At 45.9% G+C, this 21,542-nt stretch carries 24 protein-coding genes; 15 read left to right on the top strand and 9 right to left on the bottom strand.

Annotated elements, in window-relative coordinates:
* Positions 1-2: 2 nt before the first annotated feature.
* From QE390_RS15130 to QE390_RS15090, 9 genes are all read right to left on the bottom strand, one after another.
* On the bottom strand, positions 3-1,556 hold the full coding sequence (locus QE390_RS15130; RefSeq protein ID WP_307142746.1) for a hypothetical protein: 1,554 nt from the start codon (positions 1,554-1,556) through the stop codon (positions 3-5).
* The gene (locus QE390_RS15125) at positions 1,553-2,098 is read right to left on the bottom strand and encodes a terminase small subunit (RefSeq protein WP_307142745.1); all 546 of its coding nucleotides are present in this window, start codon (positions 2,096-2,098) and stop codon (positions 1,553-1,555) included. Before QE390_RS15125 ends, QE390_RS15130 begins: the two co-directional genes overlap by 4 nt.
* The gene (locus QE390_RS15120) at positions 2,085-2,387 is read right to left on the bottom strand and encodes a hypothetical protein (protein WP_307142744.1); all 303 of its coding nucleotides are present in this window, start codon (positions 2,385-2,387) and stop codon (positions 2,085-2,087) included. Before QE390_RS15120 ends, QE390_RS15125 begins: the two co-directional genes overlap by 14 nt.
* Complete coding sequence (locus QE390_RS15115) at positions 2,359-2,616, bottom strand: hypothetical protein (protein WP_307142743.1); 258 nt, start codon at positions 2,614-2,616, stop codon at positions 2,359-2,361. Before QE390_RS15115 ends, QE390_RS15120 begins: the two co-directional genes overlap by 29 nt.
* Positions 2,617-2,747: 131 nt before the next feature.
* Positions 2,748-2,975 carry a hypothetical protein gene (locus tag QE390_RS15110; RefSeq protein ID WP_307142742.1) on the bottom strand — a complete coding sequence of 76 codons (228 nt, stop codon included), beginning with the start codon at positions 2,973-2,975 and terminating at the stop codon, positions 2,748-2,750.
* 61 nt (positions 2,976-3,036) lie between these two features.
* The gene (locus tag QE390_RS15105; protein WP_307142741.1) at positions 3,037-3,462 is read right to left on the bottom strand and encodes a hypothetical protein; all 426 of its coding nucleotides are present in this window, start codon (positions 3,460-3,462) and stop codon (positions 3,037-3,039) included.
* The gene (locus QE390_RS15100) at positions 3,443-3,895 is read right to left on the bottom strand and encodes a hypothetical protein (RefSeq protein WP_307142740.1); all 453 of its coding nucleotides are present in this window, start codon (positions 3,893-3,895) and stop codon (positions 3,443-3,445) included. The genes QE390_RS15105 and QE390_RS15100 overlap by 20 nt, the downstream gene beginning before the upstream one ends.
* A gap of 31 nt (positions 3,896-3,926) precedes the next feature.
* Complete coding sequence (locus QE390_RS15095; protein WP_307142739.1) at positions 3,927-4,442, bottom strand: M15 family metallopeptidase; 516 nt, start codon at positions 4,440-4,442, stop codon at positions 3,927-3,929.
* Positions 4,442-6,385, bottom strand: a complete 1,944-nt coding sequence (locus QE390_RS15090; RefSeq protein ID WP_307142738.1) for a hypothetical protein — start codon at positions 6,383-6,385, stop codon at positions 4,442-4,444. The genes QE390_RS15095 and QE390_RS15090 overlap by 1 nt, the downstream gene beginning before the upstream one ends.
* 277 nt (positions 6,386-6,662) lie before the next feature.
* On the opposite strand from QE390_RS15090, the gene QE390_RS15085 reads away from it, so the two are divergent.
* The 15 genes from QE390_RS15085 to QE390_RS15015 all read left to right on the top strand — a co-directional run bounded on the left by QE390_RS15085 (position 6,663) and on the right by QE390_RS15015 (position 21,467).
* Entirely contained in the window at positions 6,663-7,304 is a 642-nt protein-coding gene (locus QE390_RS15085) for a hypothetical protein (protein ID WP_307142737.1), read from the top strand.
* 2 nt (positions 7,305-7,306) lie between these two features.
* Positions 7,307-7,705 carry a hypothetical protein gene (locus QE390_RS15080; protein WP_307142736.1) on the top strand — a complete coding sequence of 133 codons (399 nt, stop codon included), beginning with the start codon at positions 7,307-7,309 and terminating at the stop codon, positions 7,703-7,705.
* Between the two features lie 4 nt (positions 7,706-7,709).
* Complete coding sequence (locus tag QE390_RS15075; protein WP_307142735.1) at positions 7,710-8,789, top strand: major capsid protein; 1,080 nt, start codon at positions 7,710-7,712, stop codon at positions 8,787-8,789.
* Positions 8,789-9,094, top strand: a complete 306-nt coding sequence (locus tag QE390_RS15070; RefSeq protein ID WP_307142734.1) for a hypothetical protein — start codon at positions 8,789-8,791, stop codon at positions 9,092-9,094. The genes QE390_RS15075 and QE390_RS15070 overlap by 1 nt, the downstream gene beginning before the upstream one ends.
* A 13-nt stretch (positions 9,095-9,107) precedes the next feature.
* A complete protein-coding gene (locus QE390_RS15065) occupies positions 9,108-9,434 on the top strand; it encodes a DUF6706 family protein (RefSeq protein ID WP_307142733.1) in 327 nt (108 codons plus the stop codon).
* Positions 9,428-9,748 carry a hypothetical protein gene (locus QE390_RS15060; RefSeq protein WP_307142732.1) on the top strand — a complete coding sequence of 107 codons (321 nt, stop codon included), beginning with the start codon at positions 9,428-9,430 and terminating at the stop codon, positions 9,746-9,748. The genes QE390_RS15065 and QE390_RS15060 overlap by 7 nt, the downstream gene beginning before the upstream one ends.
* Positions 9,739-10,200, top strand: a complete 462-nt coding sequence (locus tag QE390_RS15055) for a hypothetical protein (protein ID WP_104712214.1) — start codon at positions 9,739-9,741, stop codon at positions 10,198-10,200. The genes QE390_RS15060 and QE390_RS15055 overlap by 10 nt, the downstream gene beginning before the upstream one ends.
* Positions 10,197-10,607, top strand: a complete 411-nt coding sequence (locus tag QE390_RS15050) for a hypothetical protein (protein WP_307142731.1) — start codon at positions 10,197-10,199, stop codon at positions 10,605-10,607. The genes QE390_RS15055 and QE390_RS15050 overlap by 4 nt, the downstream gene beginning before the upstream one ends.
* A 21-nt stretch (positions 10,608-10,628) precedes the next feature.
* On the top strand, positions 10,629-11,132 hold the full coding sequence (locus QE390_RS15045; protein WP_307142730.1) for a hypothetical protein: 504 nt from the start codon (positions 10,629-10,631) through the stop codon (positions 11,130-11,132).
* A gap of 57 nt (positions 11,133-11,189) precedes the next feature.
* Positions 11,190-11,702, top strand: coding sequence for a hypothetical protein (locus QE390_RS15040; protein WP_307142729.1), 513 nt, complete (start codon positions 11,190-11,192; stop codon positions 11,700-11,702).
* Between the two features lie 86 nt (positions 11,703-11,788).
* Positions 11,789-11,923, top strand: coding sequence for a hypothetical protein (locus QE390_RS15035; protein ID WP_307142728.1), 135 nt, complete (start codon positions 11,789-11,791; stop codon positions 11,921-11,923).
* Entirely contained in the window at positions 11,920-16,455 is a 4,536-nt protein-coding gene (locus tag QE390_RS15030) for a tape measure protein (RefSeq protein WP_307142727.1), read from the top strand. Before QE390_RS15035 ends, QE390_RS15030 begins: the two co-directional genes overlap by 4 nt.
* Positions 16,455-17,648 carry a hypothetical protein gene (locus tag QE390_RS15025; RefSeq protein ID WP_307142726.1) on the top strand — a complete coding sequence of 398 codons (1,194 nt, stop codon included), beginning with the start codon at positions 16,455-16,457 and terminating at the stop codon, positions 17,646-17,648. The genes QE390_RS15030 and QE390_RS15025 overlap by 1 nt, the downstream gene beginning before the upstream one ends.
* Positions 17,633-21,139, top strand: coding sequence for a hypothetical protein (locus tag QE390_RS15020; protein WP_307142725.1), 3,507 nt, complete (start codon positions 17,633-17,635; stop codon positions 21,137-21,139). Before QE390_RS15025 ends, QE390_RS15020 begins: the two co-directional genes overlap by 16 nt.
* A gap of 1 nt (position 21,140) precedes the next feature.
* Positions 21,141-21,467, top strand: a complete 327-nt coding sequence (locus QE390_RS15015; protein WP_307142724.1) for a hypothetical protein — start codon at positions 21,141-21,143, stop codon at positions 21,465-21,467.
* Positions 21,468-21,542: the final 75 nt, after the last annotated feature.

Genomic DNA, 21,542 nt, shown 5'->3' with positions numbered 1-21,542 from the left:
GTTTAGAAAAACATTCCGGTTAAATTCTGTGGAGCTGATACGGTAGCCGGATAGAAAGTGTTAGCGAGTGCATCAAATTCGTCAGGAGAGCGGCTCAATCGCTTGACAATCTCTTCTTTGGGCTCGATAATAATGGAGCCATTAGACTGGAACTTCCATTTAATCTCCGTGGCTTCTTCAAGTAGCGAAGAGCTTGGAGGCAACATGGCATTCTGGTTGTTCCTTGGGTTAAGCCAATCCCGCACCGCCCAAAACAGATACGCCCGCATGTTAGCAAATTTGTACTGGCCCGTGACGTCTGTTAGGGGTTCTTCGCTTTCGTGTTTTGCCGCCTCGCTGTACTTACAGGAAGCAATTTGCTCAACCAATCCCAACTCTTCCAGACGAGAGTAAACCCCGGCCCCTTCGCCGATGGTATCAATCAAGGCAATGGCCCGTTTATCCTTATCCAAGTGATGCTTTACGGCTCCGGCAATCTCCATATGATTAGCTCTGCCACCGGAGTTCTTCTTACGGATCTTGCTGACGATGTTGTCATGCCGGTGAACGAAGCATGAGCTGTCACGTCCCATTCCAGCCACGTCAACGCCAATACGTTGCAAGCCCGGGTACTGATTTACACGGTAGGTTTTATGGTATTTCTCCCAACGCTGGTTAGCTAGTTCAATCCACTGCTCAGGAATCAGCGAATCCTCGCCTACTTTTGGGAATTTGCCCAGAATCTTAATGCGGCATAAGTCTTCAGGACGGTATAGCTTGCCGTCAAACTCGAAATCGTCTTCTTCCTCGGTGAACTCGTCCGGGCGTATTTCTTTGGCCCATAGTTCCAGCTTATCCTTTACCCACTCATAATCAACCTGACCTGGGATGATTTGCTTTTTGGCCAGCACGTTAGGGGCCGAAAGGGAAGAAAGTCTAAACCGGGACCAGCGTTGACCTTTCTGGCTTTTGGCCGCATAACCAACCGTAGTATTAGGGTTGAATACAATCAGGATTCGGGAGTTGCCCTGGAGGTTACCTTCGATAGCCGCAAACGTATCGTCTGAGATAGCCGAGGCCTCCGTGATAGCAAACATGGTGTTAACCGCGTGAAAACCTGACCATGCTTCGTGATTGTGTTCATCCGCTTTAAAACCCGTGAGAAACCATTCCTCGTTGTCGGTCCGAATATCGTAGGCGTTGAGCCGGCCTGGGAAAAGTACCCCGTTTCGCTTAGCCCGGTTGAAAAGCCGCGAAATCTCCGGCATCATGATGTTTTTCACCTGGCGATCAGTCGGGGCAGTAAGGGCTACTTTCGTATTCTCGATAAGCTCTTTTCCCCGCCATTTCGGCGTTAGGTACATAAAGCATATAGCCGCTACGGCCGTAACGAAGTCTTTGCCCCGAGCGGTACCTGAAGCTACGGAGGTACGCGGGTTTAGCTGAACACTGGTAAGAATAGCTTCCTGTTCTTTATCCAGATTAACACTCAAAGCTTCACGGGCAAACTTGCACCAGTCCTCAGTCCAAGCACGGACCTGATTCTCACCCTGCTTTTCAAATTCCTGTTCACTCATTTTACCTGGTTCACTTGCTGTAAGAAATCGCCAAACCCTTTATTCAGACTCTCACCTTTCGTGGTATGGTCCTGCTTGACTGGGGCGTCATAGCCCATTACTTTACGGATACCCTCTAATGCTCTGAGTTTATCCCAAAGCTTGATCTTTTTAGTTTCGCCAATAGGAATGCCCATTTCCTTCATTTCGTCGGTCTCAGAGCTTGCAAGGGCAGCGGCTTCATCTTCAGTTAGATCCACTACTTCTTTAAGCGAACCGTTCTCATTGAAATAACACCTGAGATCTGCAAAAGCGATACGGGCGTATTCAAGCAGAACCCGCTCCTTATTGATCAGGTATTTATTCTCAAGTTGTTGATTAAGCTGAGCTTTTCTCTCTTCAATATAAGCTTTAATGTGCGGCCGTTGGAGCAACTGGGCAGCCTGCTCATTAGCGGTTTTTGGGGAATAGCCGGCACGGATAGCCGCCTGAGTGCCGTTCAGGTCAATCAGGTATTCATCGGCAAACCGCTTCTGTTTATCTGATAATTTAGTTTCTGCCATCTGGGTTATTTATTAAAGCCAGGTTGGTTAGTACGTGTACAGTGTCGTAATAGGTAGAGAGTTGATCAAGAAGTACTTCACAAGATTTAGTAGCCTTTAGCCGGCCAAACGCTTGTTGCTCATTATTTTCATCAACGTACATCATGACCATGGCTTTAGCTTCAAACCGTCCAAAAAACAGCTTACAAATTTCTTCATCGGATAGTTGGCAAACCGGAAGCTTTTCGATCTGAGCTATAGTCCTAATACCAACTTCCGTATCAGACGGGTACTTTCGCTTTTTTGCCATTGCGTCTTTCCTCCATTAAATTCTTCATGAAATCGCTAATTTCCTGAAGACATTTGCAATCAAAGAGTGTATGAGGTTCAGGAAATAAGGTGTACTTCCGCCAAGCACCGTAATACTTGATCTCTGCCAGCTTATTGCCATACTTGAAGCTCTGCACTTCGAATATTTTAGTTTTGCCCGTATCTCTGATCTGGACAAACTTGAGGTAAGTTTTAAAGATTGAGCCCATGGTTAATAGATTGAATCGTTCTTTTTCGGGTCTGTAAAGCACAGGTACCAGACAAAAGCCATCACGCATATTGCCATTCCGACGAAATACCAAGAGGCGTATAGGTAGTCTTGTTTCATAGTGGTGTGGTTTTATTTAACAGCAATTACAATTAGTAATCCTCCCGTAATGACAAATCCTACGGAGCCCATTAACTTACTTTGAATCTTTAGGCCTTTAATTTGACGCTTCAAATCCGCTTCGGCCATTTGCCACTTGCGGCGGTCGAGTTCATGAAGCTCATCAGTGATCTGCCGTCCACGTTTTTCCAGCTCATAAGCCGTCCGGGTAACACTCAGGGTCTCGCTATAGCGGATCATTACTGGTTTGATAGCTTCGAATAGAACAGCTGAATCTTCTAAGGCTCTTAGGTACCAAGCGTCAACGAGTACCTGTTTTTCTGGGTGGCTGGGCTTGTCTTGAGCGGTAGATTCGCTCACGCAAATACAGACGAGCCAGAGAGTCACTGCCACGACGTATACTATCAGTGATTTCATTGAAAGTGGTGAGTACAGAGTCCAACTGAAAGTTTTTAGCCCTTACAGTGTCGGCTATGACGACACGAAGCGAATCGTTTACACGCTTTTCTTGAGACTTCTCATGCCGAAGCTTTTCAATCTGCCTACGATCGTAAGCCCGTTTTGCATCAATGCCATAGTACGTTGCAGCCGTAATGGCAGTAAATACAATGACTATGAACAGAATCCGGCCTTCATGATCATCCATCCAGGCTATGATCTTTATACCCCAATTCTTGAGGGTTGCTTTTAGCCAGGGCCACCAAACCTTAGTTATCCAGTTTCTCATCGTGTTCATCGTTTAAAGGTTGTCTCATGGCATCATAGCCGCGTCGCAAAGCTGCAATCGCACGGACTGGGTCAAGTTCAAACTTGGTACCCCAGCGAATGAGTAGTTTAGCGATATTCATACCCAGTAAACCCATCATAAAGGCAAAACCCGGCATGAGTGATTGAGGAATAATCCAGTCTGTTTTTATGCCTGGAATAAGGCGAATAGCTAGGGTGGTAAAGTGAATAGCTATTGGAGTCATCCAAATGGCTGTTACTCCGCCAATGACGATATTGATAAACCCTAAGAGAGTAGCATATCCGAGTTCTTTCATTTGACCGTGTCTTGCTAAATCTACCCAAAAGGCCATGTTTCCGCCGGCTATACCCACGATTGAGCCCACGAGGATGGCAATCAGTAAGGGTAGATCAATGCCAATAAATTCTTTCATCCTATCAGGCTCGTGTGGGAGTGATTAATATTTACTTTTTTAGGGTGAACTGCTCCGTAAAGCGAATGGGATCAAAACCGACCTGAGAGAGATGGCTTGCTCTTACGCCTCTGAATTGAAAATGAGGATTATCTACAAAGCTTTTCCAGTTACCTCCCCACTCTATTCTAGGGTCCTGTAAGACTATTTTTGCATACTGCTGAAAGTACTTGAGGTCGTAATAGAGCTTATTGCCAATTTTGAAGGCAATGTCATAGGCTAAGGAAGGATTTACGGAGTGAAGCGTTTTGCCGGGTTTGGCATTAGTCACTTTACGTTGATTTTCCTCGAAGGTGATAGCTCCAAGACCAGCTATTTTACGGAGTCGGTTGGTTTCTTCTAGCTTTTCTCTGCCCTGAGCATAATAGGCTGTTTGCTCTTCTGTAGACCGCCTTGTTTCCGTGTAAAAAGGCTGCGGATCGTCTGGATATAACCGCTGGTATTCAGCCGCCGCCCGGTTATGAGCTGCGGCCAGATATGGGTGAAGTTCTTCAACCTTTCTTCCCATTAGATTTCAACAGTAAAGGAGTGAACAGTTTGAGAGGCAAGCGTGAAAGGAATCTGCTTGCCTCGGTAGCGAAGTATCACAGATTGTGACTGACCGTTCAGATGATAGGGTTGTCCAGCAGTTGCCACAATCCAAAGTTTCCCATTCAGAAAAGCCCCACGAGCGTAAGGTTTAGGGTCGGTGTTAGTTTGCAGAATAGTTGACCCTCTGGAATCCGTATCTTTATTCCAAGTCTTCCCACCATCGAGCGAGAATTCCAGTACCTGGTTCCAAAGGGTAGCTGAGTTTTCGTGGAAATCATTGTAAGCGTAAAGACGGGCTTTGCCAAGCTCAAAGGCGAAATTGGATACTTTTACGGCACGACCATCTACCCACAAGTGGCTACCACCTCCGTTATCAAATGTCCCCATTACTCCAGCTAAGACTGTAAGCCCTTCCTGAATCCATTCGGGCATTTCAATCCAATTTAAAGAGTTGATCCAATTTCCAAACGGGTCGTAGAATCGTTGCTTGCCGTCATCCCCTCCCTCATATTGGGCCATGTACCATTCTAACATTGGGAACTTATCAAGGTCTTTATTAGACTTATAGCCGTCGGTCCATCCAATTTTTGCCCTGATGGGGTTCAACGATTTAGCACCGTAATCGGCTTCGTCTTTATAAAGTTTTCCCTCTCCAATCACGCTAGGGGCATGATTTGGATCATTCCACTCCTGAGCGGGTGTTTTGAAATAAGGAACAGAGCCTGAATATAAATTAACATTGGCTTGTCTAAACAGTCGGTAACGCTCACCACCATTGGTTTGCAAATGTGGGTTCTGGGCGTTCCCTCCTTCATCATCAGAGGAAGCATTCCAACCCGAGGCAAACACCATAAAGTTGATCTTAATGGATGGGTTGCGGTCGAAAGTATATTTGATCGCCTGAGCTACAGCATTAGTTGCTCCCCAGAAGAAAAAAGCTCTTTCTTCAAAATCTAAATCGATAATAATGGGGTGTTTATCCCAACCAATAGCCTTTAATATACCTACTCCAAAACCTTCAATGGTTTCATTCATTTGACGTTGATCAGGTATAGCACGGTTATCTACTTCCTGATCGCCTTGCCGAATTTTTGCTGGAAAAAAATGAGCAACAGCGTTTGAATAAGCAATTCGATACAAACCAACTGAAGTAGGTAAATCGTATTCTGCTAGCTTCTTTTTAACATCTTCCCAAGTAACTCCGCGAGGATTATAATCTTCTTTAATACCTCCCATATACTTAAGCAAGGCCTCAATATGGATATAATTATAAACCCCAGCTTTAGCATACTTAGCTTGGTATTCCCACGGCATATCACCCGGAGGAATATTCATGGCATCAGTAGGTAGAGAATAGATGGGAATCTGACTCCAACCTTTTGCAAAGTCAACCTTCAGTGCCTTTATTTCACCTGGTTGAATGGAAACAGTAGGTGTAATAGGATCCGTTGGCTTTACGGGATCAGGTTTTCCGGTATTACCTTTATTATCTTCTTCGGGAGCAGAATATTTTACATCCACAAAACCTCGCGTTTCATCTACGTTATTATGGTCAGCTACATAGAGCCGATAATCAACGCCGTCCTGAAGTAGCTCACGTTTCTCAAAAAGGTTAACGAAGAACTCTCCATCGGATACAATCAAATCCCCTTCATTCGAACCTTCAATGAATACGGGAGAAGTTACAAAAGCATCTCCTTTATATACAGCCCAATTGAACTTTACAGTTGCTCCATAATTGGAAAGTTTTCCATAGAGTTGGTAACCTACAAACCTTCCAGTAATACCGATTTTCTTACTCGGTTTTTCAGGCTCAACTACGACCCTAATCGCTTCACTGTACCTATCCGCAGAAATCTGTTGAACGTTAGTAGGAACCCCACCCGTTTGTTCAATTGCAAAGTATTTTTTATTAGACATTTGAAAACCATTTAAAAGGTTTTATTGCAATTTAATAAATAATAAAAAGTAATTAATTAAGATATTAAAAGCAGATATTATAAATACAAAACCAGCTCAAATAACTCAATAAACCCTTTAAAATACACTTTAAATAATTCTTTAAATTAATGTTTAAAGTATTGATTATTAGCATTTTACATGCGTAACAAAAATATAAAATTTTATTTGCAAAGTATTTTTTATTTATATTTTTGCATCAACTATTAACTGCGAAATACATAAGAATATGTAACGTATGAAAAAAGAGATTTTAGAAGCGTTAAAAATCAAGTATAAAAACTTGGGGTTTACGGATAAGGCGTTTGACGGGGTGGCCGACTTCTTAGCGAAAACCGTTACTAAAACAGAGGAAATTGACAACGCTATTGGTGGGGTCGAAGATCTTTTGAAAGCTTTCCAGGGCGATGCTGATAAGCGTGTAAACGATGCTGTCGAAAAAGCCAAAAAGGAAACGGGTAAGGGGGCCGAGCCTGAAAAGAAAGAGGAACCAGAAAAGAAAACCGAAGTACCTGACGATACGCCAGCCTGGGCCAAGAAGCTGATAGAGGACAACCAAAAATTGACCGAAAAAATCAGTGCAATTGAAACAGGCAAAACGACGGATACGCGGAAAGGTAAACTCGCTGAAGTGCTTTCAGGCTTTTCGGATGCGTACAAAAAGACAGTGGAGAAGAACTACGCTAGAATGGCTTTTGCCACTGACGAAGACTTCAACGCTTATCTGGAAGACGTAAAAACCGACGGAGCGGAGCACCAGCAAACAGAAGCTAACACTGGGCTTGGCAGCGTCACTAAACCCGCTCAATCAGGGTCTAGCTCTGTTAAGGCGGTATCGAAAGACGATGCTGTCGTTAAGGGCGTAATGAACGCGATTTAAACATGGCAACAACGAATCTCAACAACGATTCCGTGTCAATCGTCTCAGGAAAGGACTCCGTGGTTGTCCCCCTGGTACTTGATACCATTCCGGGCGGTCGATCTTTGAACGTTACGGGTTTTACGCCTGCAGTTATTCAGGCCGGACACGTAATCATCATGGAAACCGCTACCAAAGACTATAAACCCATGCCTTTGAATGGAGGAGCTACGGCTTATGCCTCACTGCCGACTGGGCATGAGTATGTCGGGATTCTGATCTCCAGCATTCCAACCAAAAAAGCGATGGCGGGTATCGTAACACGTGGTCGCGTGAACCCAGCAGCGGCTCCTTTTTCTATGTCATCAATTCTGGCAGCCGTCAAAACCGCCCTGCCTCTTATCGATTTCCGGGAGGATTAATTAAATGGAACAGTCTCTTTTCATTGATTGGGTAAGAAAATACTTCCCGGCAATTGTCATTAGTATCACCGAGCGGGTAAACGGTACGGGCAACCCTTTAACGTATTTACACAAAACGCTTCTACGTAGAGATTTTTCCGTTTCTGGTAAATGGGAAGCTCTTTCGGCCTCGAATACCCGGGTGATGGCCGACATCGTGGCTATGGATTCGGTATTACCCCTTAAATCGCGTGATTCGATTGGTAAAGCCTCTGGCGACATCCCTAAAATGGGTATGGAGCTTAAGCTGACCGAGCAGCAACTTACAGATTTGGATACGCTGGTAGCTCTGAAAGCTTCTGAGCAACAAATCCTTGCTAAGCTGTTTGCGGATACGTCTAAAGCAATTACCGGTATTCACGAGCGTAACGAGGCAATTTTCCTGCAAGGTCTTTCTACAGGCATTGGTTTAGTAGAAGACGACAAAAATGTAGGTGTAGGCATTCGTTTAGATTATGGATACTTGACTGCCAACAAGTTCGGCGTAAGTACCCTGTGGTCAACGCCTGCGACGGCCAAGCCCCTTGACGACATCCAAAAGATGATCGACAAGTCTAAAAAAGATGGCCGTGCCATCACTAAATTTTATACGGATAGCTTCTCGTTTCGGAACATGGCCGCTACGACTCAGGTGATGCAGCAATATGCTTTCATTAAAGGTTTCGTAGGAGCCGGTATGCCCATTCCTGATCTGGATCAGGTAAATGAAGTATTACAACGGAAATTCGGGGCTACAATTGAACTGGTGGATCGTTCAGTGATCTTCGAGAAAAACGGGGTTCAATCCTCGTACAAACCATGGGCGGAAGGAGCATTTGTAGCTATCACCAGCCCCCAGGTTGGCACGCTGACGTATGCTACTCTTGCGGAGAAAAACCATAAAGTCGCTGGGGTCGAATACGAAGAATCTGAAGAGTATATTTTGGTTTCAAAGTATCGTACGAATAAGCCTCTGGCAGAGTTCACGGCCTCTCAGGCTCGTGTGGTACCCGTCATTGTGGCGGAAGGTATCTATCTGTTGGACACTAAAACCGTTCAGGCATAATGGCAAAGCAAAAAGCAGAAACGGCTTATGTAGTCGTACAGGAATTTCGCGACAAAGACAACTTCGACAAGAATTACGAAGTGGGTGAGGAAGTCAATTTTGAAGAGCAGCGTCTGACTACGTTACTTGGTCTTGGCCTGATCGAGCAAAAGCAGGCTGGTAACGCTACCCCTACTGGCAATACAGGTAAGCAAAGCTCGAAGAAAGCCGGAGAAGGTAAAGCAGAAGATACCAAACCTGCTGATAACAACGGTACTGATGGTAAGGCAGACGGCACTGGTGGATCTGACCCTTTGCTGGACTAACGGACTAGCATATATGGCAACAATTAGGGAAGTGGTAGTTGATCGGTTCTCTGAGTTGGAAGTAGAGTTGTCTGCTGTTAAGGTTGAGACTCTACTCACCGACTCGGACTTAAACGGCGATGCTACGTATAGCAAAGATCGTAAGAGGGATATTGACCTAATCATCGCTCAGTACATACCCGTTTTGTTGAATCGAGCTGATGTAACGGAAGGTGGCTATTCTGTCAAATATGACCGTGATAGCCTGCTTACCTATTACGGCTATTTATGTGCTCAGTTGGAAATCGAAAATGTCTTCACTGCAGCTCCGGTTGTACAGGACCGCTCGAATTTATGGTAAAGCAGTATCCTTACACGCTTTGGGTGCTCCAAACCACTGAAAGCTACCAGAATGGTAACGGAGACTGGGTGGAAGGAACCTCTGAGTGGGTAAATGTTTCAAAATGCCGGGACGAGTCGAACTCACAGGGCCAGACTATTAATTTGGTTGATGGGTCGTCTTATCGGTTTGAATCACTCATTCAGTTGCCTAAAAAAGCACCCAAGGTGGAAGCCGGGACCAGGGTTGAAGTCCGAGACGGTTCAGAGGTTCGCTTATCGGCGACTGTGAAACGTTTCTCAAAAGACCAGTTACACTCCCGGATATGGGTATAAAGCCGAAGTTCACCAAGGCAGAAATCCGGTCAACGTTTGTTCAGCGAAGAGACCGCATTGAGCAGGCTATTCTAGCGACGCTGATGTATCTGGGTGAAATGTGCGTCAACCATGCGCGTTCGGTTAATACCTATCAGGATCAGACCGGTAACCTTCGAAACAGTATTGGCTACATCATTGTCAAAAACGGCAGGACGATAGCTTCTTCCTTTGTCAAGTCGGTTACGGGAACGGTTGAAAGTGATGAGGACGGCGTAAAAATTGGCAGAGGTCTAGCCAGAGAATTAGCTAAGCAGCACAATACCGGATATGCTCTCATTGTAGTGGCAGGTATGAATTACGCGGCTGCAGTAGAATCGAAAGGCTTTGACGTGTTAAGCTCTGCTGAGCACCTGGCGGAAAAAGAGTTCCCCCGAATGATCCGGGATCTGAAATTGCAAATCGCGGCATGAGAACCACCTTTGATCAGGAAGATATATTGTATTCCATACTGGCTACATCTGCTGTGAAAGCGGCTTTGTCTGGTGGGATATACAAGCAAATCCGGCCTGACGATTCTAAGCTGGAAGATGTAATAATCAATTCCCTACCCATTGACCGAGGCTCAATACAACGCAGTACGGCTAACGTCAATGTATACGTGCCCGACATCCAGATCAAGATCAACGGAAAGACCCAGTATCAACCCAATACCACTCGCCTGAAAACGATTACCGCCCTCATTGTCCCTGTTTTACAAGAGCGGTATTCGTCCGAAAAGTGGAATTTCTGGATTAGCAACCAAACGACTTTTCGAGAGCCGGAAATCAATCAGCATTACTTGAATCTCAGAATAGAATTCAAGTTTCACAATTCGTAATCACCTTATTTTCAAATTGATATGGCAAGCGTAGTTACGTTAGGTTTAGCATCAATTGAAGTAGGCGCTGTAGCTGCTGACGGAGGTCCCGGCACTACTCTTACTTCCCTGGGTTATACGTTCGAGGATTCCTGCACCATGACTCAGGATGATCCGGATGTAAATGAGTTTTTCGCCGAAGAGGTAGAAGACCCCATTGTGCGAAAAATGAAAAAAGGCCGGACCACGTTCGCCTGGCAACTCATGGATCCGGACGCGGAAACGCTTCAGCAAATTTTCGGGGGCACCGTTTCATCGACTACACCCAAAACTTGGGATGCCCCGGATGTAACTCCAACTATCGAAAAAACGGTTAAAATCACGCCTCAGGAAGGTTTAGTGATCACCATTCCTCGCGGCTCACTGGTAGCCAAAGTTAATGCCCAGTTTAGCCGTAAAGGGATGTTCTTGGTTGACATTTCCGTTGTGCCGCTTAAACCTAAAAAAGCGGGTGTCGGTACGTTTCGGGCAACAAACCCAGCTTAATTATTTCGACTATAAAAGCCCTGGAACACTCTAGGGCTTTTATGCAATTCCCCATCCATGGAGGTTAATCCTGACGTGTTTGACGCCTTACAGGCTGAAAAACAAGAGCTTGACATACTCATCGAAAACGGCGTCAAATTTAAGACTCCTATTCGAAGCTGGCTACGCCTCTTGAGTAAAACCAAAGAGCGAACCTTCATCATCCAGCAACCCTATTTAGGTACGCTCGACTACATCACCGCTGAGTACATCCGAATGGATTTCTCGGAGGAGCGAATCAAAGAAGACCCACTCGGCGAATCGAAACGACTGGCCCTGGTGAATGCCAAACGCTGTGCTCACATCATCGCCCTGTGCATTCTCAACAGTAAACTAAAGATAGCTCTGTTCTCGGGCGTGTTGACACAGTATCTGCTTTGGCGGATAACCCCTTCCAAGCTATTCCAGATTGCTCTACTGATCAACACCATGAGCAACATCGCGGATTTTACAAACTCTATCAGATTGATGTCCACAAACCCAAGGACGACCGCTCCGGATCTGATAGAGAAGAAGGAGCCAAAGGCCTAAAAAGCCCTTTTGGTACGCGCGGGGCCATTTGTGCGCATTATGGCTGGTCATGGGAATACCTACACTGGAAAATCAGATGGCCAATCATGCAACGAGTACTCATTGATGCCCCTGGCTATGAAATGCCTAAGCAGGAAGAGAAAGAGGTGAAAGAGAAGAAAAAGCTGACCAAGCAGAATGCTAAGGACATCATGAATTACATCAATAGTCTTGACTCATGAATAACTCGGGACCTCTCGATTTTGAAGCCGATATCGACGATAGTTTTTTCAATCGAAAGATTGATGAGATGCAGCGTCGTATCCTGGGTTTCGGAACGTACGTTACCAACGAAACGGGCAGAATCGATAAGGGTTTCAAAGGTATTAGTCAATCTGCAGTACACTTTACTACTCAGCTGAGCGATGTTCCCGGCAAGATGAGTAAAGCCAGAAGCGAAGTAAGAGCATTCGATGGAGCTTTAGGTTCAATCCGTGGCTTACCTCCTACTTTGAATCGTCAAATCAGCGATGCACAAAGGGGCTTTGAAGGCTATTCCCGTACAGTACGATCCGAGAATGATCGGATTGGTCAGAGCTTTAAGATGATGAGTCAGTTGGCTGCCGGCTATCTGACGTTTGCATCCCTTCAGCAGCTCCCGGGTGAAATCATCAAAGTAAGAGGACAATACCAGCAATTGGAGATTGCCTTTACTACGATGCTGAGCAGTAAGACAAAAGCTGATGCCTTGCTTGCTGATGTTGCTCAGTTTGCGGCTAAAACGCCGTACGGTTTATCTGATACCGCACAAGGAGCTAAGCAGCTACTTGCCTATGGTGAGCAGGCCGAGAAGATTATCCCTACCCTAACTAAGCTAGGTGACATCGCTTCGGGTATCGGGGCTCCTCTTAACGATATTGTGTATTTGTACGGCACCACAATGACTCAGGGCCGACTCTACACGCAGGATTTAAATCAGTTTACGGGCAGAGGTATCCCGATGATTCGGGAACTAGCCAAACAGTTTGGAGTAGCTGAAAGTAAAGTCAGGGACCTGGTCGAACAGGGGAAAGTAGGTTTCCCTGAAGTGCAAAAGGTCATCGACAATTTGACCAAAAGCGGCTCGATGTTCGGCGGACTCATGGAAGCTCAGTCTAAATCCTTGACAGGCCTTACTGCTCAATTATCAGATGCTTGGAAAGGAATGCTTAACGAAATAGGCAAAAGCAATGAGGGTATTCTGGCTTCCGGGATTGGAGCCGCCGCTACGCTCGTTGAGAATTACGAGAAGGTCATTGATGTCCTCAAGGTCATGGTAGCCACCTATGGTGCTTACCGCACTGCGGTTCTGGCCTTAGTAGTGGTTGAACAGGTACGGGCGGCGATGACCACCGTTGATACCATTCAGAAGTTTAACGGGGCCAGCATGGTAGCCGTTCAAGTCACACGGCAGTTAACCGTAGCCCAAGCCGCTCAGGTAGTGGTTTCTCAAGCGGCTACCAGAGCTCAGACTGCTCTCAATGCTTCGATTTTAGCAAACCCCTATGTACTAGCCGCCACTTTACTCACTGGGTTAATCACTGCGGTAGTTGTATTCCGCAATGAGGCAACGCAAGCAGAAAAGGTACAGGAGCGGTTAAGCGAGGCCATGAATCGGGCGACAGAACAGGCATCCTCTGAAATCGCTAAGATTGAGGTTTTAAAGACTCAGATCAATAACGAGAATCTCAGCCGCGACGAACGTAATAAAAAACTGCAGGATCTTATCCGGTTATCGCCGGAACATCTCAAAGCCCTGACCCTCGAAAACGTCGCTACGGCCGATGGCACTACGGCTTTAAACACCTACATCGAGGCTTTGAAACGGAAGCTTGAGATGCAGGAGATTGAAAAGGAACTCACCGATTCAATCAATCGTCAACGAGCTGCACGGGAAGGCAAGAACGATCTACCCATACTGGAGCGTCTCAAGCTTGGACTGACTCAAACAGGTAGCATTACCGGAGTGCCCAATGCCAATCGAAACTTCGGAGCAGAAACGGCTGATGCCACTCGAAAGTATAACGATCAGATAGTTAAAGACGAAGATCTTATTCAGTCGAAGCTTAAAGAACGGGTCAAAACTATCTCCGAAGTCGGTAAGTCTACAGCAGTTGCCGAAGGGGGCAATCAAAAAGCAGTAGCGAAAACGGTTGAATGGTACGACGCTCAGATTAAATCGCTTAAAGAACAACAATCGCAAAGTGCTACTTCTCGTGCGGAATTTGATAAATATCAAAAGCAAATTGACGCACTGGAAAAGTCCCGCAACCGACTAACCGGCCAAAAGACTAAAGCCGAAAAGGATGCGGAGAAAGTTGGCCCCATGGGAAGTCTTTCCTATTGGGAAAACGTAGCTAAAAAAGCCCAAGAAGTTATTGACAAAACTCCTGATTCCAATAAAGGGGTGCTCGCTCGGCAAAACGCAATTAAGCTGGATGCGGAGCGTAAGGCAGCAGCCATCCGGAAAACCTTGGAGGTAAAAACCTTTGAAGAAGAACTAGCCGAGAAGAAAAAGCAATACGAGCTCTATACCAAATGGGTTGAGTTTGTAGATAAGCATTCCGCCGATGAACGATTCAGTGAACTGCTTAAAAGTGGCAACACCTACGCCGATTACCTTAAAAGCGAAATAAGCAAGTTAAAATCATTAGAGGATGAGGGCACTATTTCCGTAGAAGGCTCAAAGAATCTGGTTTCTCTTAACATCCAGTATCAGGAAGCTACGGGGGCGAAAACGGCTATTGATTTATTCCGGGAAAGCCTAACTCGAGCCAAAGATGAAGCGAAGAATCTTACGGATTACCTGGCTGAGTTAAAAGCAAAACAGGATACACTGGAGGGCGATACTACCGATTATGGTTTTGAAGCCAGAAAAACCCTAGCTGAGGAGATAAATAACACCGAGAAGCAGCGTAAAGAGCAACTGGCTCAGTTTCTCAACCAGGTTCTGGGATCAGAAGAGCAACGGCTTGCTGTATCAAAGCGGTACGCTGATCTCAGGGCAGTCCTAGAGAAGAAATTTAATACTGATCGCGGGGCCGATTATCAAAAAGCTTTAAGCGCCATCAACAAAGCTGAGAAGCAGGAATACGATGATTTAGCTATCCAACAGGCCGAAGCCTCTCAGGCTTTCAAGGATCTCAACAAGGTAATCGACGCACAGGGACGGGAAGCACTTAGAATAAGGATTACTCGACTGAAGGCCTATTTAAAAGAGTTAGAATCTACGGTAGGTAAAGAAAGCGAACTGTTTAAGCAGACCGCCAAAGAGATTAAAGACTTAGGCTTTGATCTTAAACGGGAAACACTTGACGATTACCGAGTATTTGCCAGTTTGGCAGGTGATCTGGGAGAAGCCCTTTCTCAGGTGAACGGAGGATTAGGCGAAACGGGCCGGTTGCTTTCAGGCATTTCTTCACAGGCAAATCTGGTTACGATTGCTTTTGATGAATCAGCCTCTAAAACGGATAAAATGGCTGCCGGAATTTCCGGAGTGATTGGCCTAATTGATATAATCGCTTCTTCATCCCGTCAACGTAAGCAGGCTGAAGAAGAATATTACCGATCCGTCATCGCTCAGCAGCAACAGTACAATATCCTTCTCAATGATCAGGTAGGTCTGCAATCCGAGCTAAATGAATCGGTTTTTGTTAAGGACTTCCAAGGTCGACTTCAGGACGGTATAGCTAAGCTAAACGATGCAAACAAAGGCTATCAGGAAGCAATAGATAAGCTTACGAATGGACGGGCCAAAACTGGCCAGAAAAATGCTATTGATGCCGGAGCTATTGGTAAAGGTATTGGGGCAGGTGCCGCTGCTGGAGCCGCTATCGGTACCATCGTTCCGGGTATTGGTAACGTAGTGGGTGGTGTCGTGGGCGGAATCGTCGGCGGGATTGTAGGGTTGTTTGGAGGCAAAAAGAAAAAGGACGAGTGGGGTTCCCTGCTGGAAATGTATCCGGATTTAGTCAAGGAAGCCGCAGACGGTTGGGAAGAACTGGACGAAGAACTTGCTCAAACGCTTATTGATCAAAATTTGGTTGATGAGAACACCAAGCAATTACTGCAAAACACCATTGAGTGGATGCAGCAGATTGAGGAAGCCAAGGAGCAGGTAAAAAGTGTCGTTTCTGAACTGGCGGGTTCACTTGGCAATACACTTCGGGATTCACTGGTGACCGCATTCAAGGAAGGAACGGATGCCGCTCAAGCCTTTGGTGACAGTGTGTCCAAGATTTTAGAGGACATGCTATCCCAGCTCATATTTAACCAGGTGTTTTCTGCCAGTTTTAAAAAGCTTCAGGACGAAATGATTGCTTCCTATGGCCCAACCGGTGACGGCAGTTGGATCGATGACTTCGGCCGCTTCTTTGGTGAGGCTGATGAGCTCTGGAAACAATTCTATGCAGGACTAGAAGCCGCCCAGTCCGCTGCTGGAGCTTACGGGATGGACATATTCAAAAAGTCAAACACGGGAAAGGATGCGGCAAACACGGCTCTTTCTGGAGCTATAAAAGGCGTGTCCGAAGAAACCGCTTCAGTCCTTGCCGGACAAATGAATGCTATCCGAATCAATGGTGCAGAGACGCTATTTACCATGAAAAATGCACTAACCCAGCTAACCGAAATTGCCGTTTACTCCCGCTACATGCGGTTTTTGGAAGGAATTGATGCAAAGCTGGGCTCAATTCAGTCGTCAGACCCTTTACGCTCAAAAGGAATTACAGGATAATGGCAGAGAACGATAAAATACTGGATATCCCCTTTAACGACCCTGATGGATCTGATGAAGCGCATGACCAATCAGATAATCAGGCCAACGCAGCCCTGATTGGAGCACGGTTTACGCAGGGGCGGGTCAATCGTGCCGTCAATTTTCCCGGCGAAGGTCGTGCTGAAATCACTAAGAAGCTGATTCCACTAGATGGCGAATACACCTTTACCTGCTGGGTTATCGCTGATGAGTTTATAGATGGGCCCAACGCTTCCTGGATTCTTTTCAAGTTCCCAGGCGAAGGAAATTACGTCTATGTGGATTTACACTCTCCCATGACCAGCTGGACCTACGTTGCCATTATTCAGGAAACTGATAAGGTTAGCGTGTATTTGAATTCGCGCTTTGTGGGGTCAGAAGAGTTTCCGCCCGAATGGGGAGCGCCGACCGGTTGGTGTTTGCTCAATGATAATCCTTTCAATGGGACAGGTCACAGCAGTTATGAAGATTTGACGATTTACCAGGGCATTAATTCCGGTGAGATCATTACCCCTCCCGTTGCAAACATGGAAGTTACCTACTCAGTAAATGGACGCAATTTCAAAGATTTTGGCGTCTGGGTGTCAGAATCCGATGGGGTAATTGACAACCTGAATATGAAGGAGCCCTTCAAGGTAGAATGGGACGAATACCACGGAGAAGTAATTGATTTGAACCGACCACGCTACGATGTCCGTGAGATTTCCCTCTCCTGCTTCATAGAGGGTGTAGGCCGGGATGAGTTTCTGGATCGAGTAAAAAACTTTATGGCTGAGTTCATGAAACCAAGCACCCAGCGACTCATGATTCAGGTTCACTCCAGCAAGCCCCTGGTATATGAGGTGTACTGCCGTGAATCGGTCAATCTTCAGAAAAAATGGTCGGATGATCTCATGGTGGGAACGTTCGTGCTCAAGCTCCGGGAGCCTGAACCCATTAAGCGGGTCCTCAAGTTCACGGGTACCGGCACCGCTACGATTACGCTGACTTCCAAATGGATGACCAGCATTTACTGGGGTGACGGCTCAAAAACCCGTAACGTCTACGGTACCAACAAAACCGTTTCCCACAATTTCACGACCGGTGGGGATCATTACATCATCGTCGCTGGCGTGATTGAAGAAATGTCTGGATTTAGCTCGAACGCCCCCATTGTATGGAATCAGTTGTAATTATAAAAGCAAACGGTGCAGAGTTAGTCCTCATGCAGCAAGAGCCCGCCATCACGGTGACGAAGGCTCAGCAGTATCGTGAGCTTTTAGGAGAAGACCGCGTATCAATTACCGTTGAATCGGTCACTCCGCTGGATATTGAGATTGGAGATAAGGTCATTGCTTTCGGCGAGGAGTATGTACTCAATGTCATGCCGATTGCCCGAAAAAGTAGCTCTCGAAAGTTTATCTATGACCTAACCTTTGAAGGCCCTCAGTATGAGTTATTAAAAGTCGTGTATTTCAACACGGACATCAATGGCGTAAACACCTCAAACGAATTTTCGCTTACGGGTGATTTGCAGATGTTTGCTAACGTACTCATCAATAACATCACCCGGGTATTTGGATCGAAGTGGTCACTGGGTAGCATTGAGCCATCTATTGTCAAAACCCTTTCATTTTCGAATGAAAACTGTCTGGCAGTCCTGCAAAAGATTTGTCAGGAATACAGTACGGAGTTCGAAATCATCCGCTCTGCGGGCGGGAATCGGACCCTAAGCTTTAAAAAGGTTGGACAGCTACTCGGGCACGTATACGAGTATGGCCGTGCAGGTGGGCTTTATAATTTGAAGCGTGAGACGGTATCCGACAAGAATTTCATAACCCGGCTTTATGCGTTTGGGGGTGAAAAGAACTTAAAATCCAACTACCGGAATTTTTCACCGCGACTGCGGATGGATACGCCGGGAAGCTTTATAGAGAATGCTGCAGCCAAAGCCGCCTTTGGGCTGATTGAAGGCCCAAAAAACTTTGATGAAATCTACCCACATCGCACGGGAACCGTAACGGCTTTGGGTAGCGATAAGCTCACGTTTACGGATGCTGGGATGGATTTCGATTTGAGCGAAATTGTACCCGGCAGCACCACGACTGTAAATGGAAAAGAAGTCAGTGAAACCAAGTGGTTGATTCAGGGCGTATCGGCAAAAGTTCATTTTAATACGGGTAACCTGGCAGGATACGAGTTCGAGATTGCCAAATACGCTCACGCTAGTAAAACCTTTACCCTCCTGCCCTTTAAGGATGAACGGGGTATGGAATTCCCTAGTGACTCAGGAGCTTTCACGATTGCTGCCGGTGATAAGTATGTCTTGCTTGACATCGTAATGCCGGATAGCTACGTGGCCACTGCCGAAGCGGAACTACTAGCCAAAGCACAGGAATACCTGGATGATAATTCAGCTCCACGGGTTCATTATAGCCTTGAAGTAGATGAAATGTACCTCTCAGACTTTGCTTCCGAGGGAGCACTGACCAACTTCTACGCTCTTGGTGATCAATTGCAAATAAAAGACGATGACCTATTCATCGATAAGGCCAGCCGCATCATTTCCTTTTATCGGGATTTACAGTATCCATATAGATACACGGTTGCCATTGCAGATACCTATGATGTGACGCTGATTGAGCGGATCATTGCCGATAACGCAGATACGAAAACCATTATCCGGATCAACGATCTCCGTGATGCAGCTCGGGCCCGTTATGGCTGGCGTACTACGCAGGAGCTACTGTCCATGATCTTTGATACAGATGGCTACTTTACCGACGGGCACATTAAGCCTGAGAGTATTGAAACCATGATGCTCGTCGTCGGGGCTAAGTCAGGTCAGTTCATCTTGAACGTAGTCATTGAGCCTAATTATCAAAGCAATTTCAATGTTGTGAAGGTGAACTCGGGAACGCTCACCCACTATACTATTGAGGAAAACATTCGCACCTGGCAAATTCAAAATCAGACGTACACGATTAGTGATAATACGGCCCGATACATTTATGCCAAGTGCAACAAGACGAATTACTCTGACGGTAATATCATTTTCTCAACCGCCCAGATTAAGCCCGATGACGATCCTAATTACTACCATTTTCTGGTAGGTGTTTTGCATGCAGTAGATACTACGCTCGGGGTTCGCTGGTACAGTCTAACGTATGGAGCTACCAGCATAAACGGTCGGTTTATTAAAACGGGTCGGATCCAAAGCTTCGACGGCACCACCTACTTTGACCTAGACGCTGGCGAAATAGCAGGATACATCAAATTTATCCGCTCTGATGGTACTATAAAAGATGTCTCGGAAATTGATCAGGATCTGAAAGATTTCGTAGAGGTCGTATACCCCGAAGACAAGGAAGACCTCCAAGAACAAATCGACGGAAAGATTGAAACCTGGTATCAAGATACTAATCCTGCTACCTGGCCAGAGGCCGACCGAGCTAAACACAACGGGGATGTTTGGTACAAGACTAATACCAATGAGGCTTTCCGCTATAATGGTGCATCCAATACCTGGGAAGTAATTAAAGATAAGGACGCTCTGGCAGCTCTGGCCAATGCGGCGAAAGCTCAGGACACGGCCGACGGGAAACGCACTACGTTTGTGGGTGCATCAAATCCTGTTCCCCCCTACCAGATTGGAGACATCTGGCTTAAAGAAGACAAAATTCTTTTACGTTCCATAGCCGATCGATTGGAAGGCCAGTCATTTGATCCGCTTGATTGGGTGGAAGGCACCTACTACGATAATACGGTCACGACCATTGATGGGGGCATTGTCACCTCTGGCCGGATCCAGCTGGCTGGCGTAAACGGAGCTATTCTAGCGGGTATTTCCGGGGAAGGCACCGCGGATTCTTCTATCCGCTTCTGGGCAGGGGCTTCTTATGGCAATCGTGGTTTTGCACCTTTCCGGGTAAACCAGGGTGGAGAGATGTGGGCGAGAAAACGTATTGAGCTGTTAAATGAAAACAATGTTGGAGAAGCCGGAATTTCTGGTTCTAATACATCTGCTGATGGTTCTATTCGCTTTTGGGCAGGTACCACTTATGAAGATCGAGGCAATGCCCCTTATCGCGTTTTAGCAGATGGCTCCTTCTTCGCTACGAAAGGCCAAATAGGTAATATGCAACTTAAAGACGGGATACTCAGTAACCAAGAGGGCTCCGTATTTAAAGGTGAAGCCGCTTTCGTATTACAAAACTTCGATGGTAGCCGGATGGCCCGAATGGGTACCAATGTAGTTTCGGCATCTACTGGAAGCTCAGTAACCGCATATTTAAAAAATTCCAATACCGACCCTGGTAATTACGCTTTGATAGTTGAGGGTAATGTCTCAATGGATGGGTTGTTACAGCAGGGCCGACCTTATCAAGTCGTTACACAACCCGGATCGGTTTATCTGGACGTGAATCTATACGATGTGTTTTTATTAAACAATCCTACGACGGGTGGTTTAGACAACGCTTATTATCTGCAGGGAATGGATAAAATCAAACCTGGTAAGATAGTCACAATTGTACACATGCGAACTGAATCATTTGGTATAGCCGAAAATGCTATTAGAGCGAGCATCCCTATTCCCAAGTTTAACGGAGGTTACGGTTTGCAATTATGCTATGCTACCGATAATAAATTCTACATAATAAGTGGTTGGGATAATAACTGGTAAGATGAAACAATTAGAACTCACTATTGCAGAACGAGCAATTATCGTTTCGCTACTGCCCCAACGAGGTGGTAAAATCAAAATGCTCCTGTCTAAAACAATATCGGATTTGGTAGAATTCTCAGCTTCCGAAATTCAACAATTTGAAATGAAGGATTCAGGGAATGGCTTGATAACCTGGAACCCTGAGAAAAGTCAGGTCTTTCAGTTCGATTTCTACCAGGGCCAGATCAACCTAATCCAGGAGTGCCTGGAAGATGCCGATAAGCGGGAAGAAATTACTCGGGAAATGATACCCCTGATTACCAAACTGGAAGCAGTAAAAAATTAATCTGACCACAGACTTAAATTCATAATACTATGGGAGTTCTTTTTGGAGTAGGCGATTTCGGACTTGAAGATTTAG

This window comes from Siphonobacter sp. SORGH_AS_1065 (genome assembly GCF_030818595.1).
GTDB lineage: Bacteria > Bacteroidota > Bacteroidia > Cytophagales > Spirosomataceae > Siphonobacter.
The sequence above is the reverse complement of the archived record's forward strand: the minus strand, read 5'-3'. Positions and strand labels throughout refer to the sequence as shown.

Coding starts and splice junctions, on each gene's coding strand:
- QE390_RS15020 (WP_307142725.1), top strand. CDS start 17,633: ATGGAATCAGTTGTAATTATAAAAGCAAACGGTGCAGAGTTAGTCCTC.
- QE390_RS15085 (WP_307142737.1), top strand. CDS start 6,663: ATGAAAAAAGAGATTTTAGAAGCGTTAAAAATCAAGTATAAAAACTTG.
- QE390_RS15075 (WP_307142735.1), top strand. CDS start 7,710: ATGGAACAGTCTCTTTTCATTGATTGGGTAAGAAAATACTTCCCGGCA.
- QE390_RS15055 (WP_104712214.1), top strand. CDS start 9,739: ATGGGTATAAAGCCGAAGTTCACCAAGGCAGAAATCCGGTCAACGTTT.
- QE390_RS15105 (WP_307142741.1), bottom strand. CDS start 3,462: ATGAGAAACTGGATAACTAAGGTTTGGTGGCCCTGGCTAAAAGCAACC.
- QE390_RS15095 (WP_307142739.1), bottom strand. CDS start 4,442: ATGGGAAGAAAGGTTGAAGAACTTCACCCATATCTGGCCGCAGCTCAT.
- QE390_RS15025 (WP_307142726.1), top strand. CDS start 16,455: ATGGCAGAGAACGATAAAATACTGGATATCCCCTTTAACGACCCTGAT.
- QE390_RS15040 (WP_307142729.1), top strand. CDS start 11,190: ATGGAGGTTAATCCTGACGTGTTTGACGCCTTACAGGCTGAAAAACAA.
- QE390_RS15065 (WP_307142733.1), top strand. CDS start 9,108: ATGGCAACAATTAGGGAAGTGGTAGTTGATCGGTTCTCTGAGTTGGAA.
- QE390_RS15080 (WP_307142736.1), top strand. CDS start 7,307: ATGGCAACAACGAATCTCAACAACGATTCCGTGTCAATCGTCTCAGGA.
- QE390_RS15130 (WP_307142746.1), bottom strand. CDS start 1,556: ATGAGTGAACAGGAATTTGAAAAGCAGGGTGAGAATCAGGTCCGTGCT.
- QE390_RS15100 (WP_307142740.1), bottom strand. CDS start 3,895: ATGAAAGAATTTATTGGCATTGATCTACCCTTACTGATTGCCATCCTC.
- QE390_RS15090 (WP_307142738.1), bottom strand. CDS start 6,385: ATGTCTAATAAAAAATACTTTGCAATTGAACAAACGGGTGGGGTTCCT.
- QE390_RS15030 (WP_307142727.1), top strand. CDS start 11,920: ATGAATAACTCGGGACCTCTCGATTTTGAAGCCGATATCGACGATAGT.
- QE390_RS15115 (WP_307142743.1), bottom strand. CDS start 2,616: ATGGGCTCAATCTTTAAAACTTACCTCAAGTTTGTCCAGATCAGAGAT.
- QE390_RS15110 (WP_307142742.1), bottom strand. CDS start 2,975: ATGATCCGCTATAGCGAGACCCTGAGTGTTACCCGGACGGCTTATGAG.
- QE390_RS15125 (WP_307142745.1), bottom strand. CDS start 2,098: ATGGCAGAAACTAAATTATCAGATAAACAGAAGCGGTTTGCCGATGAA.
- QE390_RS15050 (WP_307142731.1), top strand. CDS start 10,197: ATGAGAACCACCTTTGATCAGGAAGATATATTGTATTCCATACTGGCT.
- QE390_RS15035 (WP_307142728.1), top strand. CDS start 11,789: ATGCAACGAGTACTCATTGATGCCCCTGGCTATGAAATGCCTAAGCAG.
- QE390_RS15060 (WP_307142732.1), top strand. CDS start 9,428: ATGGTAAAGCAGTATCCTTACACGCTTTGGGTGCTCCAAACCACTGAA.
- QE390_RS15015 (WP_307142724.1), top strand. CDS start 21,141: ATGAAACAATTAGAACTCACTATTGCAGAACGAGCAATTATCGTTTCG.
- QE390_RS15070 (WP_307142734.1), top strand. CDS start 8,789: ATGGCAAAGCAAAAAGCAGAAACGGCTTATGTAGTCGTACAGGAATTT.
- QE390_RS15120 (WP_307142744.1), bottom strand. CDS start 2,387: ATGGCAAAAAAGCGAAAGTACCCGTCTGATACGGAAGTTGGTATTAGG.
- QE390_RS15045 (WP_307142730.1), top strand. CDS start 10,629: ATGGCAAGCGTAGTTACGTTAGGTTTAGCATCAATTGAAGTAGGCGCT.